At 53.4% G+C, this 16,896-nt stretch carries 10 protein-coding genes; 8 read left to right on the top strand and 2 right to left on the bottom strand.

The features are described from left to right. Positions 1-52: 52 nt before the first annotated feature. A complete protein-coding gene (locus IEY39_RS05760) occupies positions 53-1,882 on the top strand; it encodes a hybrid sensor histidine kinase/response regulator (RefSeq protein ID WP_188929384.1) in 1,830 nt (609 codons plus the stop codon). A gap of 87 nt (positions 1,883-1,969) precedes the next feature. Here IEY39_RS05760 and IEY39_RS05755 read toward each other — a convergent pair whose 3' ends face one another. Further along, complete coding sequence (locus IEY39_RS05755) at positions 1,970-2,185, bottom strand: hypothetical protein (RefSeq protein WP_188929382.1); 216 nt, start codon at positions 2,183-2,185, stop codon at positions 1,970-1,972. 311 nt (positions 2,186-2,496) lie between these two features. Next, positions 2,497-3,660 (bottom strand): beta-galactosidase domain 4-containing protein, encoded by a 1,164-nt coding sequence (locus tag IEY39_RS05750; protein WP_188929380.1) that lies wholly within the window; start codon positions 3,658-3,660, stop codon positions 2,497-2,499. 105 nt (positions 3,661-3,765) lie between these two features. Between IEY39_RS05750 and IEY39_RS05745 the strand changes: the two genes are divergently transcribed. From IEY39_RS05745 to IEY39_RS05715, 7 genes are all read left to right on the top strand, one after another. Next, positions 3,766-4,794: a LacI family DNA-binding transcriptional regulator gene (locus IEY39_RS05745; protein ID WP_188929378.1), complete on the top strand. Its 1,029-nt coding sequence runs from the start codon at positions 3,766-3,768 to the stop codon at positions 4,792-4,794. A 79-nt stretch (positions 4,795-4,873) separates the two neighbouring features. Next, the gene (locus IEY39_RS05740; RefSeq protein ID WP_188929376.1) at positions 4,874-5,473 is read left to right on the top strand and encodes an RNA polymerase sigma-70 factor; all 600 of its coding nucleotides are present in this window, start codon (positions 4,874-4,876) and stop codon (positions 5,471-5,473) included. Positions 5,474-5,586: 113 nt separating this feature from the next. Further along, the gene (locus IEY39_RS05735) at positions 5,587-6,879 is read left to right on the top strand and encodes a FecR family protein (protein WP_188929374.1); all 1,293 of its coding nucleotides are present in this window, start codon (positions 5,587-5,589) and stop codon (positions 6,877-6,879) included. A 122-nt stretch (positions 6,880-7,001) separates the two neighbouring features. Continuing rightward, positions 7,002-10,400 (top strand): SusC/RagA family TonB-linked outer membrane protein, encoded by a 3,399-nt coding sequence (locus tag IEY39_RS05730; protein ID WP_229688784.1) that lies wholly within the window; start codon positions 7,002-7,004, stop codon positions 10,398-10,400. 4 nt (positions 10,401-10,404) lie between these two features. Further along, positions 10,405-12,021, top strand: coding sequence for a SusD/RagB family nutrient-binding outer membrane lipoprotein (locus IEY39_RS05725; RefSeq protein ID WP_188929372.1), 1,617 nt, complete (start codon positions 10,405-10,407; stop codon positions 12,019-12,021). A gap of 88 nt (positions 12,022-12,109) precedes the next feature. Further along, positions 12,110-15,448 (top strand): VCBS repeat-containing protein, encoded by a 3,339-nt coding sequence (locus IEY39_RS05720; protein WP_229688783.1) that lies wholly within the window; start codon positions 12,110-12,112, stop codon positions 15,446-15,448. 69 nt (positions 15,449-15,517) lie between these two features. Beyond that, the gene (locus tag IEY39_RS05715) at positions 15,518-16,870 is read left to right on the top strand and encodes a vanadium-dependent haloperoxidase (protein WP_188929368.1); all 1,353 of its coding nucleotides are present in this window, start codon (positions 15,518-15,520) and stop codon (positions 16,868-16,870) included. The last annotated feature ends 26 nt before the right edge of the window (positions 16,871-16,896 follow it).

The following is a 16,896-nucleotide window of genomic DNA, read 5'->3' as shown; positions in this document are numbered from 1 at the left end:
AAAAAATTATTTTTTTCACAATTTTTTGCCGAAACATTAAACCTTGCAAATAATGAATAACGGTCTTTCCATTCTGACTGTTGAGGACAACCCCAGCGACCTTTTTCTCCTGGAACATTTGTTAAGATCGTCCGGTCTTAGCATCCAGCGATTATTCTCAACTGATCGTATCCGGGAGGCCTATGCCCTTCTCTCCGGGCAGGAGATAGACGTTGTCCTGCTTGACCTCACGTTGCCGGATAGTTTCGGGATACATTCCTTTATTTATCTCAAGCCGGTGGTGCAGAAGATCCCGGTGATCATTCTAACGGGGATGTCGGATACCAATGTGGCGTTGGAGGCGATAAAGGAAGGCGCTCAGGATTACCTGGTGAAGGGAGAACTCACGGAAGGCTTGCTGGCCAAGGCTATTCAGTATGGTATGGAGCGCAAGCGGACGCTGGAGCATTTACGGGTAAGCAACGAGCGGTTCAATATGGTGGTGAAGGCAACCAATGACGCCATCTGGGATTGGGATATCGTAACGGATAAGGTGTTCATGGTGGGAGATACTTACAAGCAGCTGTTCGGGTTTGATTTTGTGAATGCGTGTCTTCCTGAAGATTTTTGGGAGGGTGTCCTTCATCCGGAGGACAAGGACAGGGTAGTGTCGAAGTTGCAGTCGACGATCCGCGAAGGTGTCCTGAGCAATTGGGAAGATGAATACCGGATGCGAAAAAGCAACGGGGAATATGCGTATGTGCACGACAGGGGGCATATCATCTATTCGGCGGAACAGCGGCCGATACGGATGATCGGGGCGCTGCAGGACATCACTTCCAGGAAAAGGGCGGAAGAGATCATTCTTGCCTCGGAGGAGAAATACAGGCAGATATTTTATAAGAACCCTTATCCCACGTGGATCTTCGACCTGGATACGTTGCGTATCCTGGAAGTGAATGATGCCGCGTTGGAGAAGTATGGGTTTGAGAAGGCGGAGTTTTACCGGATGAACATGCGCGACCTGCATCCGCCGGGAGAGGCCGAGGTGTTTGTGGAGAGTATCAAGGCGCCGGGTTCGATGGTAGGGGAGCGGCGGTTGTGGCATCACCGGACAAAGGAAGGCGCGAATATGATCGTGGAGATCACTTCCCATCTTATCGATTATTTTGGGAAGCTCTGTATGCAGGTGATCATCAACGATGTGACGGAAAGGGTGCGACTGGAAAAGGAGCTGGCGCTGCAACAACGGCTGAAGCAGCAACAGATTACGGAGGTGGTGCTTGGCGCGCAGGAGCGGGAGCGCTTTGAGCTGGGCCAGGAGCTGCACGACAATATCAACCAGATTCTTGCCACGTCCAAGCTCTACCTGGATGTGGCGATAGAGGAGCGGAACCCGAGGATCGAGCTCCTGGTTAAGAGCCGGAACAATATTTCGATGGTGATCGAGGAGATTCGCCGGTTGTCCAAAGAGCTGATCATCCCCAGTCTTAACGACCTGGGCCTGGTGCAGTCGATACAGGAATTGATCCGGAGTATCCAGATGGTGAAAAAGATGAAGATCAGGCTGGTGATCGCCGGGGTGGATGAGAATGCCCTCCAGCCGGAACAGAAGATCAATGTCTACCGGATCATCCAGGAGCAGCTTAATAATATCCTCAAGCATGCGCAGGCTTCCAGTGTTATTATCGAGCTGATCAAGGAGGACGAACAGATACGTCTTCTCGTCGCCGATGACGGGAAGGGGTTTGACCCGCGGGAGCGGCGGGACGGGGTGGGCATTTCCAATATTATCAGCCGGGCGGAATTATACAATGGCCGCGTGGAGATTGATTCTTCACCGGGAAAAGGATGCCGCCTTGAAGTCATTCTCAACTCCAAAGCATTACCGGAACAAGCGTAGAAAAGCGGCAGAGTAAGGGAGAAAAGGCCATGACCTTGCCGGATGGCAGGCGATCAGGTGAGCAGGGGTGGCCAAAAGACCGGTACGTTACAACAACGGGCTGTTGCTGCCTTTGTGCAAGCTGCGGAAAAGCTTTTTTGCCAGGACATTCAAGCGCATAAGCGTTTCTTCGTCGGGTGGGGGCATAATGGGGCCCTCCATTTCCTTTTTGGCGCGGGGATGTCTGACAATCTTAGCGGTCGGCAATGCAGTCAGCGGCGAGCTGGCGGGTGGAGTTGTAACAGAGACGACATTGGGCTTCATCTGGTGAGGTGTTAAAGTTGATAAAAAATTGAGTGTATAACACATCTTCCTATGCAAGCTAATCTTCGACAGGGAAACAGAAAGGGGGGTAAAGTCGGTTGTGATAGAGGCAAGAAATCAACACTTCAAAGGTACGGAGAAAAGCGGTGGAATTATAATGAAACGCGCAATTTTTTTCTAATGGAAAATAAAATTTCAGGTATACGGGTGCGTAATTATGACGCAAAGGAAATCCTGATGGGGCGCCGGTTTCGGGGCCATGGAAAAAACGGTTTAGCAGATTTGTATTTACGGGCGGAAGGTTGTACAAATCATGGGTGCGCATTCTTTTTTGGCGCCGCGGGGTGAGCCGCCGTGGGGTGAGTTGCCGCCGGGCGGATCGTGGGAGTGGGGTGGATCGTGGGAGTTGCGGGTGGTGGCGCTGGTGTAATCGGTGTCACTTTGAAGGCCTGGTGATAATGGAGGCCGGGCGATGGGCGGGGGAAGGGGGAGGCATCGATGTGTAATTGGGCGCCGGTGGAATAAAGTCTGAGGAAATTACTGTCAGCTGTCAGTTGGAATCCTTTGCCGTCGGAGCCCACGATAGCCCACCAGCGGGTCATCACCGTGGGTGGGATGGTATGGGGGCCTTGACCTGAAGCCGGGAAGGGATGCTCGTAATGGATGGAAGGGATGGTATCCTGATTGTCCGCTGTGAGTCCATACCACGCGATGGAGTCGGGGCCGGGTGGCAGTATCCAGTCCATACCAAAGCGGTCGATTTGATGGGCGGTGGAATCCTGGCGGGTGGTGTCGGTTTCCATCGTCTGCTCGACGAGCATGGCGCCGGCCGCGTTGATAGTATAGCTGAGGTGTAAAAGGCAGGAGATATCCGGGAGGGTATATTCCGCCCTGACGATGACCATTTGACTCCCCGTGCTGGTAGAGAATAGTTGAAGATGAGGTGGGTTGGCGAGCGCCGGGCGCAGGCCATTGGTGTCTGCCACCAGCAGGAGATGGTTCGCTTCATATTGTTGCATCCAGCCGGTTTGTTTGTCGAAGTGCAGGTGAAGCACCGGTGAGGTGACCGTAAAGACATCATTGCTGTCGGTGAAGCTGAGTTCGCCGGCGGCGGGGATAAAGGTGTCGCCGCCCCAGGTTTTGATCAGCAGTTGTTGGGCTGCAAGCGATTTTTTTAACCTGCGGTATTGGACGCTCAGGTAAGCTTCTTCGTAGCCGGTGGGCAGGTGCAGGGGCAGCCTCACCGTCCGGGAATGGCCGGGGGTAAGCAGCAGGGCGGGGAGGGAACCTTTTTGCTTTGTTATGCCATCGACAAGAAGCTGCCAGTCAAGTGTTATATTTGTATAGTTTTGAAGAAGGGAGTCATTTGTGATGCGGATGCTTCCCGCAGGCTGAAGGAGGGTCGTGCGGATAGGTTGTCCAAGGGCGAAGAAAGGAAGCCCCAAAGCGAGGGCGTAGGGCAATAGATTCTTCATAAGCGGGAGATGGTTAAATCTTGGTCGATGTAATTATAAGAAAAAGATGAGAATTTTCCTGGCTAAAACGATTTAGTCTGTATCTTTATAGTCCAATAGCCCAACATGAAGAAAGTCTCTATCAGCGATATAGCCCGCAAAGCAGGCGTATCGGTCTCGACGGTGTCGTTTGTCATGAACGATAAAGCGGTGAAAATGCGCATAAGCCGTGAGGTCATTGAGAAGGTGGAGCATGTCGCGAGGGAGATGGGGTACAGGCCCAATCAGCTGGCACGTGGGCTACGGACAGGAAAGACCAAGACCATCGGGCTAATCGTAGAAAATATCTCCAATGCCTTTTTCGCTACTTTGGCCAAGTCCATTGAAGATGAAGCCAAACGATACGATTATAAAGTTGTCTATTGCAGCACGGATAATGACGAAGACAAAGCGCGCGATCTGATCAATATGTTGTCACAACGCCAGGTGGATGGATATATCATCACTCCCACCTTGAACCTGGCCGACGATATCCATAAGCTCCAGGCAGAAAATAAACCGGTGATCCTCATCGACCGCTACTTCCCACAACATGAGGAAATCCCTTCGGTGCTTGTCGATAATTATGAAGGCGTATCCCGTGGCATGGAAGCGCTTATTGCCAAGGGCTACCGGAAGATAGCGCTTGTCACTATCGAAACCGAGATGGCGCATATGAAGGACCGGCTTCGGGCATACTGTGATGTCCTGAAGCGTCATGGTATCGCGGAGGAGCATAGCCGGGTGAAGATCATCCCGTATAACAGCGATCATGAGAAGGCGTTGGAAGAAGTAGAAAGGCTGTTGTCCGGTGCGGGTACCGATATCGATGCCGTCTTCTTCCTGACGAACTATCTCGGGGTGTTAGGCATCGAAGTGATAAAGAAGCTGCGGATAAAGGTTCCCGAACAACTGGCGGTGATCTGTTTTGACGACAATGATATCTTCCGGCTGTACACCCCAACCATCTCCGTTATCCGTCAGCCGGTAGAGGAGATCGGGAAGAAAGCGATGTTTGCGCTCATCGAACGGCTGAGGCATTCGGGTGAAGAAACCTATCCTGTGAATATACCTGTACGATTGACGGCTGACCTTGTAGCGCGAGAATCTATTTAGCAGAGTTTAGCTGAATAGGCGGCGTAACTTCGCTTTACCAAGGCTGATAACTGACTTAAGTGACTAAAGGCTGCTTTTAATGTCTGCCGAAAAGAACTATAACGAGCACTTGCTTCTTCAACAAATTGCCCAACGCGACGAAAATGCGTTCAAGGCGCTGTTCGATCTTTACAAGGACCGGCTTTTCCTTTATATAAATGGGATCATCAAATCGAAAGAAGTCTCGGAAGAGATTGTGATGGATGTTTTCCTGAAGATCTGGCTGGGAAAAGAGATCGTCAACCAGATAGAGAATTTTGACGCCTTTCTTTTTCGGGTGGCCTATAATAAGTCGATCGATTTTTTGCGCAGTGCGGCGCGTGATCCTAAACTCCGGGATCTTGTCTGGCATGAAATGCAGGTGGCCGGTGGGTTGAATGCCGACGAGCAGGTGATCACCCGGGAGTATGAAAACAAATTACGCGAAGCGATCGGGCTGTTATCCCCACAGCGCCGGCTTGTTTACCAGATGAGCCGGGAGAAGGGTTTTTCGCATAACGCCATTGCCCGGCAATTGCAACTCTCCAAACACACCGTTAGTAATCATATCGTTGAATCGCAACGTTTTATACGAGCTTACCTGATCCGCCACCTGGACATTGCCGTCCTTTGTTTTTCCTTCCTCTTTGGCGGCTTCTAACTGTGCGCGCACAGCTTCTTCCAAAATTGATAAATAAAAGTTAACACCGACTAGTTGTTCACCTCAAAAAGAACGTCTTGTAGTGAATAACCTTTAACGCGATTGCATAACACATGGGAAATCAGGAAAAGAACCCGGCACGACTCAATCATTTGATGGAGCTGTTTCGCAATAATGCCTGTACGCGAGCCGAGATGGAAGAGCTGTTCCGGCTGATGCGGCAGGGAGATGGAAGCGAACTGCTGCAGAGTCTGCAACGGCAATGGGATGAAGCCAAGGCAGGGGTGCCGACCGATGCGCCGAACTGGGATCTCCTTTTTCAGCTGATGATCAGTCAGAGCCGGGAGCTGGATGCTGCTGACGAAGGAGAGGCGGTGTCCCCGGAGCGGGAGCTGGAAGTGGTGAGTGCGGGTGCGTCGGTGATGGGGCGGCGAAGAAGGATGCGGCGGCGTTGGGCTGTTGCTTCCTTTTGTTTTTTGTTCCTGTTGGGTGGAGCGGCTATCGTTTTCCGGCTGCTGTCTGTTTCCCCGACGGCGCCTTCCCGGGCTTTACCGATGGCCAGGCGGATCAAGAATGATGTTCAACCGGGTGGCAATAAAGCGGTGCTGACTTTGGCGGATGGTTCTTCCATCGTGCTGGATAGCGCCAGCGACGGAACGCTTTCCCAGCAGGGGAGTACAAAGGTTATCAAACTTTCCAGCGGCCGGCTGGCTTATCAGCCAGCGCATGGCGCCGCCGATGCGGGCCCACTGTACAACATTATTTCAACTCCAAGGGGCGGACAATATCAGATAGTATTACAGGATGGCAGCAAGGTATGGCTGAATGCGGGTTCTTCCCTGCGGTTTCCCACGGCATTCACGGGTGAGGTGCGGGAAGTGCAACTCAGCGGCGAAGCTTATTTCGAAGTGAGTGGGGATGCGCGCCGGCCTTTTACGGTAGCGGTCTTTACCCGGGAGCCCGGCAAAGGAGAAGAACTGCAGAAGGTGAAGGTGCTGGGCACGCAGTTCAATATTATGGCGTATGCCGATGAGGCGCTTGTGAAGACAACGCTGCTCGAAGGCGCGGTGAAGATCGATGGGACTGTGCTGAAGCCCGGTGAACAGGCGCAATTGTCCCACGACCGTGGGTCAGCCCTTCAGGTGATCGCCGACGCGGATGTCGATGCCGCTGTAGCCTGGAAGAACGGCTATTTCGATTTTAATAAAGCAGATATACAGACCATCATGCGGCAACTGTCGCGGTGGTATGATGTGGAGGTGAGCTTCCGGGGCAACGGCAGCAGGGACAAACTATTCTTTGGCGGGATACAACGGAATCTGCCCCTGACCTCCATCTTCAATATCCTCGAGAAAAGCGGGGTGCAGTTCTCTATCGACGGAAAGAAAGTTGTCGTCGACCTCTAAGGCCTTATTACATATATATAAACCCGATGGAATGCTTCATTTTCTAACCAAATCTTCTAAAAATGCTTTTTACTGCCATTCTTAGCCCAACTCCTCGCCGGCAGAAACTATCACTAAAAGCTGTGAGAGCTACAAAATTAATTGCTCTCCTGGTGCTTTGCACCTGCTTGCAGGTGAGTGCCGGTGTATCTTCACAAACCATCACTTTTTCGGGGAAGAACGTATCCCTGGAAAAAGTTTTTAATGCTATTTACAAACAGTCCGGTTACCTTGTCTTTTGCGATTACAGCCTGATCAAGGATGCGAAGAAGGTAAATATCCATGTCCGGGATGCTTCCGTGCAGGCGGTGATGGATGAATGTTTGAAGGATCAGCCGCTTACGTATGAGATCGTGGATAAGACGATCATCATCGAGCACAAGAAGGCTGTTGCAGAGCCGGCGCCTGCGCCGCCGCCCATCGATGTGCATGGCCGGATCACCAACGACAAGGGCGAGCCGGTGCCCGCCGCAACCGTGGCGGTGAAGGGTACCAGCAAGGTCGTCGCCACCAATGACAATGGAGAATTTTCGCTGAATGGTGTGGATGACCATGCGGTGCTGGTGATCACCAGCATCGGGTATGAGCGGACGGAGATCAGCGTCGCCGGTCAGACCTCGCTTTCTATCCAATTAAAGGTAGGTGCGGCGGCGATCAATGAGATCGTCGTAACGGCGTTGGGTATCTCCAAAGAAGAGCGCAAGCTGGGTTATGCGGTGACGACAGTTGGTGGTGAACAGTTGAGCAAGGCCCGGGAGACCAACGTCGCCTTATCCCTTGGCGGCCAGGTGGCCGGTCTGACGGTTCACGGCGCTAATGGCGGGCCCGGCAGCAGCGCGCGTATCCTCCTGCGCGGGATGCCGAGCATGAACTCCGGCGGATCTCCATTATTTATTATCAACGGCGTCCCGATGGACAATACCCAGCGCGGGTCGTCCGGTGAATGGGGTGGTTCTGACAACGGGGACGGGATCAGCAATATCAACCCGGATGATATCGAGACGATGACCGTGCTGAAAGGTCAGGCGGCATCCGCCCTGTATGGCGCCCGCGCCAGCAACGGCGTCATCATCATCACAACCAAGAGCGCCAAGAAAGGCCAGGCGTTGGTCGAATACAACGGGAATGCCCAGTGGGACAAGGCGGCTAACTACACGGACTTCCAGTACCAGTACGGTCAGGGAATTGAAGGCGTCAAGCCTTCGACGGCAGCAGGCGCCCTTTCCAGCAATCGTTTTGCCTGGGGCTCCAAGTTGGATGGCTCGTCCACCATTCAATACAATGGTCAGAACTATGCTTATTCGCCGTTTAAGGACAATATCAAGAATTTCTACCAGACAGGTCCTACCCTGACCAACACCGTGTCAGTAGGGTCGGGCAACGACCGGGGAAGCTTCCGCCTTTCTGCTTCCAGGCTGAACAACACTTCCATCGTCCGTAACAGCGGCATCGACAGAACGACCATCAACCTGAACGCTACACAGAAGATCACCGACCGGCTCAATGTCACCCTCTTTGGGAACTACATCGATGAGCAGGACCACAACAGGCCACAATTGAGCGATGGTCCGGGCAATCCCAACAATTTCCAATTCCTGGCGCCGAATGTCGACGAGCGTATCTTCCAGCCGGGTCAGGATTCCAGGGGTTACGAGATCGTGTTCAGTGATGACAACTATGTGACCAATCCCTGGTTCGTTGTCAACAACTGGATCAATACCACCGGTCGCAAGCGCCTCATCGGGGCCATATCGGCGAAATACAATTTCACGGACTGGTTGTATCTCATGGGCCGGGGGGGCGTCGATAAGGAAGATGACCGTATCTTCAATGTGACACCGACCGGGACCAACTATTCCTTTAACAGTGCCGGCGAGTCGGGCCAGTTCAATGGGTTGACGACCCTGACCACCCAGGAGACAAACTGGGACATATTGGCCGGGGTTTCCCACAAGCTCACCGACGATCTGCACCTGGATGCTACTGTCGGCGGTAACATTCGGACCAACAATTATGAATATGTGCAGATCAACGGCAGCCAGTTTATCATTCCCTTCCTGTATACGCCGAGCAACGTGCTCAGCTTTGGAAGAAGCTACTACGTGTACAATAAGGAGATCCACTCCGGGTTCTATTCCATCGACCTTAACTATAAGGATTACCTGCTGCTGAGCACCACGGGCCGCTATGACGCCTTCAGCACCCTGCCGAGCAATAACCGGGGCATTTTCACTCCTTCGGTGTCCGGGGGGTTTATCTTCTCGCATTTCCTGGAGAATACCAGCCTCAACTTCGGTAAGATCCGCGCGGCCTACGCCCAGACCAGCGGCGAGCCCATCGGCGGGCCCAACAATACCAATAGCGGGGCCTACCAGACCAACGTATATTATGGTGTAGGCAATGCCTTTAATGGAACCCCCGTCGGTACGCTAAATGGTGTGGGTAATGTAGAGAACGACCAGCCCAATCTGCCCAACCTGTTCCTGAAACCGTTTACGCTGACGGAGATCGAGGTTGGCACCGAGCTGAAGTTCTACAACAACCGCCTGGGCATCGATGCCGATTACTTCACGCGGAAGACCAAGAACGAGATCCAGCAGGCGTCGTTGAGCCCGGCAACCGGGTACACCAGCACGTATGTCGGAACGGGTTCTACCCAAAACAACGGGGTCGAAGTGCAGATCACCGGTACGCCGGTGAAGCTGCGTGACTTCACCTGGAATATCTCTTTCAACTATACCCATGTCACGAACAAGATCCTTCAGACGGATGATGCCGGCAAGCGGCTTACCCTGGGTACTTACCGTCCGCTGAACGCCAACACGGCCTTTATCAAGGGCATGGCGGGTCCCCAGATAATCGCTTACGATTATACTTATGACACCAAGGGCAATATCATCGTAGACGGCAGCGGGCTTCCGGTGCGTGCTTCCACCCTGACACCTTTCGGCAGTGTACTTCCGACGGACTATGGCGGCATGCGGAACGACTTTACCTTCAAGAATATCAATTTCGGCTTCCTCATCGATTACAACTATGGGAACAAGATCCTTTCGGCGACCAACTATTATACCCTCTACCGCGGGTTGAACAAGCTGACGCTGGCGGGCCGCGAGACCGGTATCACTACGGGGGTAACGGCTACAGGCGCCCAGAACGCCGTATCGGCGACAGCGCAGGACTACTACCAGCGCATCGCTACCATCTCGCGCAACAACGTGCTGAGCGGCGACTATATCAAGCTGCGCCAGGTGACCCTTGGGTATACGTTCTCCGGTAAGCAGCTGGCTAATATCCGGGTGTTCGAAGCCATCAACGTCAGCCTGGTGGGCCGCAACCTGCTCTATATCTCGAAGAAATCACCAAACATCGATCCGGAGTCCAACTTCGCCAGCAGTGTGAAATATGCCGGCATCGAGGGCACGAGCCTGCCTTCCACCCGGACCTTCGGCATCAATGTTAACTTCAAATTCAAAAAATAGTCGTATGAAGCATAAAAAGATCTTTCTATATATAGGTGCGGCAGCCCTGGTGACGATGGGCAGTTGTACAAAGAAATTCGATTCGATCAATACTGACCCCACGAAGGCCAACGCGTCACAATTCGACCCAAACCTGCTGCTCTCTTCCCAGCAGATCGAGTATTTCAATGGGACAACGGGGTATAGCGGCGCCCTGCTGCTGCAGAGCATGTGGGCACAGATATTGGCTTCGGCCTCTTACCCCAGCTATTACAGCAATGGTGACAAATATGTGGCATCAGGCAACCTGACGAGCTATGACGCCAGCCTTTGGAACCATTGTTACAATTCCGCCGGTTATGCTTATGAATGCCAGACCCTGGTGAAAGGCAATTCTTCGCTCAGCAACCTGAGCGGGATCTCCCTGATCATGGAGCTGCTGGACATCCAGAATGTCACGGATGCCTATGGCGATTGTCCGTTCTCCCAGGCGCTGCAGGCGAAGAGCGGGGTTAACTTACCTGTATATGATGCCCAGCAGGCGATATATACTTCTCTGCTGGCTAAGCTGGATTCGGTGATCCCGACCCTGGACGCCAACAAGGCGATTCCCACGAACGATCTTTTTCCTTATAAGGGCAATATCGCCCAATGGAAGAAGTTCGGCTATTCGCTGATGCTGCGGATGGCGATGCGCCTCACTAAGGCGGATGCCGCTACCGCACAGAAATATGCCGAGAAGGCGTATGCCGGCGGCACCTTCGCCGGCACGGCGGATGATGCCTGGGTCAAGTTCGATCATAACGATGGTTACAACAACAATAACACCAGCGCCTACCAGGTGGCCGAGGATTTCTCCGAGATCAAATGGGGGGCGAATGTGATCACCGCGCTGAAGCTGACCAGCGACCCCCGGTTGAGTGTGATCGCCGAGGTGCCGCAGGCCGGGGCTAAGAATGCGGCCAACGAGAGCCTTGCAGGGGACAACACTGCTGCCAACCAGGTGGGCATGCCCAATGGCTATGACCAGAATGGCGGTGCAACAGACATCTCGAACGCTCCCAGCTATCCCGGTGGCTCGGGCAGTGGATCGGACTTTTATAAAGTCGGCAAATATTCGCGCCCTGCTATCGGGGAGTATATCGCGCTGAACACGCCGGCCTTTGCGATAAACTATGCCGAGACCGAACTGCTGCTCGCAGAGGCGGCAGCCCGCGGCTGGAATGTGGGGGCATCGGCTTCCGTACATTATGCCAATGGCCTGACGGCGGCGTTGCAGAGCTATGCCACACTCAGTTCTTCTTATGGGACAATCCCTGCGGCTACGATCACCGCTTATGTGGCTGCTCACCCGCTGGTCACTACGTCGCTGACCATCGAACTGGCGCAGATCAATGCCCAGTATTGGCTGACCACCGGTACCCTCTTCGACTTCAACGAAGCCTGGACCAACTGGCGCAGGAGTGGTTTTCCCGTGCTGACGCCCGTCAATTATGCGGGGAATTTTACCACTGGCACCATTCCCAGGAGACAGGAGTATCCGAGCGGAGAGGCGGCTACCAATGGGTCGAACTATCAGGCGGCCGTCAACCGGCTTACCGGCGGCGACCAGTATTCCAGCCGGGTGTGGTGGGATAAATAATATCGCGCTGTATATTTAATTATGATCTAAATTTGAACGACAAGACTACGGTGAGTAGTCTTGTCGTCTTTTAGCCATGTGTAAATCAATGATCCCTTTGTTGCTGTTCCTGTCTTTACAGGCGGCCGCGCAGTCTCCCCTCTTTCAGCTGTTGCCCGCAAAAGAAACGGGTATCCATTTCAGTAATGATATCGCAGAGACCGAGGAACTGAATGTATTGTCCTACGAGTACTTTTACAATGGGGGTGGGGTAGCTGTCGGGGACATTAATAATGATGGGCTGCCAGATCTGTTCTTTACGGCAAACAGTAAACCTTGTAAACTATTTCTCAACCTTGGGGGAATGAAGTTCAAGGATATTACCCGGGAGGCTGGGCTGGAAGGCCGGCCCAACAGCTGGAAGACGGGGGTTACGATGGCGGATGTGAATGGCGACGGGCTGCTCGACATCTATATCTGTTATTCGGGGAAGAAGGCAGAGCAGCGGGGCAATCAACTGTTCATCAACCAGGGGAACCTGCATTTTAAGGAAGAGGCCGCGGCTTATGGCCTCAACGATTCGGGTTATTGCACGCAGGCAGCCTTCTTCGACTATGACCATGACGGCGACCTCGATATGTTCCTTTTGCGACACAGTGTAAAGAAGATAGATAATTTGGAATTATCCCAGCACCGGGATGAGCTGGACCCGTTGGCGGGTGATAAATTGTATGAGAACAGGGGCGGACATTTCGTCGACGTTTCGCAAAAGGCAGGGTTACGGCAAAGTCCGCTTACGTATGGACTTGGCATTGCGATCGCCGATATCAATAAAGACGGCTGGCCGGATGTGTATGTGACCAATGATTACAATGAGCCGGATTATCTTTATCTGAACAACCATGACGGCACCTTCACCGATGCCACCGCGCGCTCTTTCCGGCATCTCCCGCAATTCTCCATGGGTGTCGATATTGCCGATATCAACAATGACGGGCTGCCGGATGTACTCAATCTCGATATGCTGCCGGAAGACAACCGGCGCCAAAAATTATTACAGTTGCAGGAGAATTATGAATCCTTTCAACTGATGACCAGCCAGGGATTGCAGGAGCAGTATATGCGAAACATGCTGCAGCTGAACAATGGGGATGGGACCTTCAGCGAGATCGGGCAACTGGCGGGGATTGCGGCTACGGATTGGAGCTGGTGTCCGCTGATCGCCGATTTCGATAACGATGGTTATAAAGACCTGTTTATTACCAACGGGTATCTGCGGGATTATACCAATAAGGACTTTTTACGGTATTGGGGGGATTACAAGATCCGTAAGGCCATGGACCGGGAGCCGGTGAAGCTGATGGACCTGGTGCAGGCGATGCCCTCTTCTACTTTGAAGAAATATATTTTCCGCAACAACGGCAACCTGACCTTTACCAATATGCAGACGGAGTGGGGGATCAACCAGGCGGCGGTCTCTTCCGGCGCCGTCTATGCCGATCTGGACAATGACGGCGACCTCGATCTTGTCGTCAATAATATCAACAGCGAGGCCTTTGTGTATAAGAATATGAGCAGTGAACAGGGACATGGCAGCTGGCTGGGTGTGAAGCTTACCGGAACGGGGGGCAATACCGCCGCTATCGGCGCCAAGGTATATGCGTATGCAGGCGGAATGATGCAATATGCCGAGGTGAATCCCGCGCGGGGATATTTGGGTTGTGTACCGGCGGAGGCGCATTTTGGCTTTGGGGCGGCAACAACCGCGGACTCGGTGGTCGTTGTCTGGCCGGATGGGGCGCGGCAGCGATTGGCGGGTGTGGGGTTGAACCGGAAGCTGGTGATAAAAGAAGAGGGGGCGGCTCCGGTGGGGGCGACTTTGGCGGGGGCGGCTTCGGCGGGCGCTGCAGCTCAGATGGCAGCGGCTCCGGCTGTTGTGACCGGCGGGACTCCGGCGGCGGTGTTTACGCCCGTGCCGGCGCTGATCGATTATAAACAGGAAGGATTTGGAGACAATGATTTCAAAAGGCAGTTGCTGATGCTCTTTATGTACTCCCGAACGGGGCCTGTTATCGTCAAGGGAGATGTCAACAAGGACGGGCGGGAAGACCTGTTTATCAGCGGGGACAAGAACCGGCCGGGGAGGATCTATCTGCAACAGGCGGGTGGGGCCTTCGAGCCTTCGGGGCCTGATATCGTACATGAGGATAGTTCTACAGTGGCCGCAGCGGCTTTTTTTGATGCGAATGGAGATGGATGGCCCGATCTATATATCGCCAAAGGCGGTTATTCGCTTTGGGAGCCGCATACCGCTGCTTTGCAAGATCAGCTATATCTTAACGACGGCAAGGGGAACCTTTATCTTGCGGATGGTGTTCTACCCGATCTCAGCGCTTCGAGCAAGTCCTGTGTCCGGCCCTGTGACTACGATGGGGACGGGGACATCGATCTTTTTGTAGGCGGCCGCGTCATTCCCGGTCAATACCCCGTAACACCCACCAGCTACCTGCTTACCAATGACGGGAAGGGACATTTTACGGTGACGGCGACGCCATTCGATCATATTGGGATGGTTAGCGATGCGCAATGGATAGATCTTAATGGTGATGGGCGCAAAGACCTCATCCTTTGCGGGGAGTTTATGCCAGTGATGGTTTTTATCAATACGCCGGCCGGGTTTGTCGACCGCACATCCGACTATTTTGGCAAGCCGCAGCCGGGGTTCTGGAATACGCTGAACCTGGCCGATGTCGATGGGGACGGCAGGCCTGATCTTATTGCCGGCAACCTGGGGCTTAACAGTTGTATAAAGGTGTCGCCAAAGGAGCCGGCCGAGTTGTATTATGCCGATTTTGACCAGAATGGATCGATAGACCCCTTCTTTAATTTTTATATCCAGGGTGTAAGCTATCCTTTTGTCAGCCGGGACGAGCTGAATGAACAAATGTTCTCCATGCGTAAGAAATTTACGTCGTACAAGGACTATTCCAATGCGACCATGAAGGACATCTTTAGCAAGGAGGACCTGGACAAGGCCTCGAAGCTGACGGTGACGGAGAACCGTACGATGTGCTGGCTCAACAAGGGCGATCACTTTATAGCTATGGAGTTGCCGTTGCAAGCGCAGTTTGCGCCTGTGACGCGGATCGTGGCGGGCGACTTTGACCGGGATGGGAAGACCGACCTGTTGTTGCTGGGCAATCATTCGGACAACCGCCTCAAGCTGGGCAGCATCGATGCCAACTATGGTTGTCTGTTAAAAGGTGATGGCAAGGGCAATTTCCAGTATGTCATACAGCCTGCTTCAGGGTTATCTGTAAAAGGGGATGTAAAGTCGGCTACGGAAATAGGCCTGGGCGCGGCGCGGTATCTCGTGATCGGAGTCGCCGAAGGGGCATTACAATTTTATAGAGAGCGGGACGCTCTCTGGCCGAAGGCCAATAATTAAACGGTTTGGGCCCTGAAGCTACATTATCGCAAAGCGTAAGGGCCCAAACGAAAGGAGCAATAACTAACAATGAGATCAACGATTCGAATTGGGTGGCTTTTGGTTTTTCTGACGACCGCGCGTTTTTGTTTTGCGCAGAAGGGGCGTGACCGGGTGTTGGCGGATTATCTTCGCCCGGCGGTGTTTTCGCTGTCGATGGTGATGGTACATGATGTCGTGGACCCGCCCGCGGCTTCCCGGTATTATGCTTATGTCATGCTTGGCGCTTATGCTATTGTTTCCCGGCACGATAAAGCGCTTGTTGCTCCGGACGCCTTTATCCGGAATTACCCGGTGAGTGGTGCGGATGTGGCCGACACGGGATATGATTACCGAATTGCCGCGGCTTTCTCCATCCTGGAAACGGGGCGGGTGATGTTGCCGTCGGGTTATCTGCTGGAAGCGGAAGAGCAGAAATTCCTGCAATTGCTAAAAAAAGAAAAATGGCCGCAGCGGCTCATCGACCGGTCGATAGCGGCGGGGCGTAAGGCAACGGAGAAAGTTGTCGCGTGGTCGAAGGGCGATGGCTACAGCCGGTTGAGTGCGAAATTGCGTTACTCCCCATTGAAGGCGGATTCTTCGTGGTTCCCTACGCCGCCTGCTTATATCGAAGCGGTGGAGCCCCATTGGCGGACCATCCGGCCGATGCTGATCGACAGTGCCAGCCAGTTCGTCCCGCCGGCGTTGGTGGGATTCAGCAGGGATACGACCAGCACTTTCTATCATCTTGTGCAGGAGGTGTACCGCATCGGTAAGGATACCGGGGCCAAGGCCACAGCGGAACAGACGGTTGCCTGGTTTTGGGATGACAATCCATTTGCCATCACTACCTCGGGGCATATGAATATCGGGTTGAAGAAGATAAGCCCGGGTGGTCATTGGATGGATATTGCTGGCAATGCTGCCGGCGTGGCGGGGTTGGATTTTGATCAGACGGTAGAAGTGCAGACGCTTGTGGCGGTGACGATGATGGATGCGTTTATCAGCTGCTGGGATGAGAAATATCGCAGCAATCGCCTCCGGCCCGAGACGTATATCAACCGGTATATCGACCCCAGGTGGCATCCTTTTCTTCAGACCCCGCCTTTCCCGGAATATACGAGCGGCCATAGCGTCGTCTCCACCGCCGCGGCGGAAGTGCTCACTTATCTGTTCGGGCCGCGGCTCGATTACACCGATGATGCGGAGCAGCTTTTCGATGTCAAGCCCCGCAGCTTTCATTCTTTTCGCGATGCTGCGGAGGAGGCGACCATTTCCCGGATGTACGGCGGTATCCATTATCATGATGCCGTCATTAACGGGCAGGTGGAAGGCAAGGCCATAGGGGAATATATTGTGGACAGGATAAAGCATGCAGGTATCCGGCCGTTATCTTTGTATTAACAGTGGGCAGGCGGCAGGGGGCGGCT

This window comes from Puia dinghuensis, from assembly GCF_014642875.1.
GTDB lineage: Bacteria > Bacteroidota > Bacteroidia > Chitinophagales > Chitinophagaceae > Puia > Puia dinghuensis.
This window is presented reverse-complemented; position numbering and strand designations above follow the sequence as displayed.

Coding starts and splice junctions, on each gene's coding strand:
- IEY39_RS05760 (WP_188929384.1), top strand. CDS start 53: ATGAATAACGGTCTTTCCATTCTGACTGTTGAGGACAACCCCAGCGAC.
- IEY39_RS05755 (WP_188929382.1), bottom strand. CDS start 2,185: ATGAAGCCCAATGTCGTCTCTGTTACAACTCCACCCGCCAGCTCGCCG.
- IEY39_RS05750 (WP_188929380.1), bottom strand. CDS start 3,660: ATGAAGAATCTATTGCCCTACGCCCTCGCTTTGGGGCTTCCTTTCTTC.
- IEY39_RS05745 (WP_188929378.1), top strand. CDS start 3,766: ATGAAGAAAGTCTCTATCAGCGATATAGCCCGCAAAGCAGGCGTATCG.
- IEY39_RS05740 (WP_188929376.1), top strand. CDS start 4,874: ATGTCTGCCGAAAAGAACTATAACGAGCACTTGCTTCTTCAACAAATT.
- IEY39_RS05735 (WP_188929374.1), top strand. CDS start 5,587: ATGGGAAATCAGGAAAAGAACCCGGCACGACTCAATCATTTGATGGAG.
- IEY39_RS05725 (WP_188929372.1), top strand. CDS start 10,405: ATGAAGCATAAAAAGATCTTTCTATATATAGGTGCGGCAGCCCTGGTG.
- IEY39_RS05720 (WP_229688783.1), top strand. CDS start 12,110: ATGATCCCTTTGTTGCTGTTCCTGTCTTTACAGGCGGCCGCGCAGTCT.
- IEY39_RS05715 (WP_188929368.1), top strand. CDS start 15,518: ATGAGATCAACGATTCGAATTGGGTGGCTTTTGGTTTTTCTGACGACC.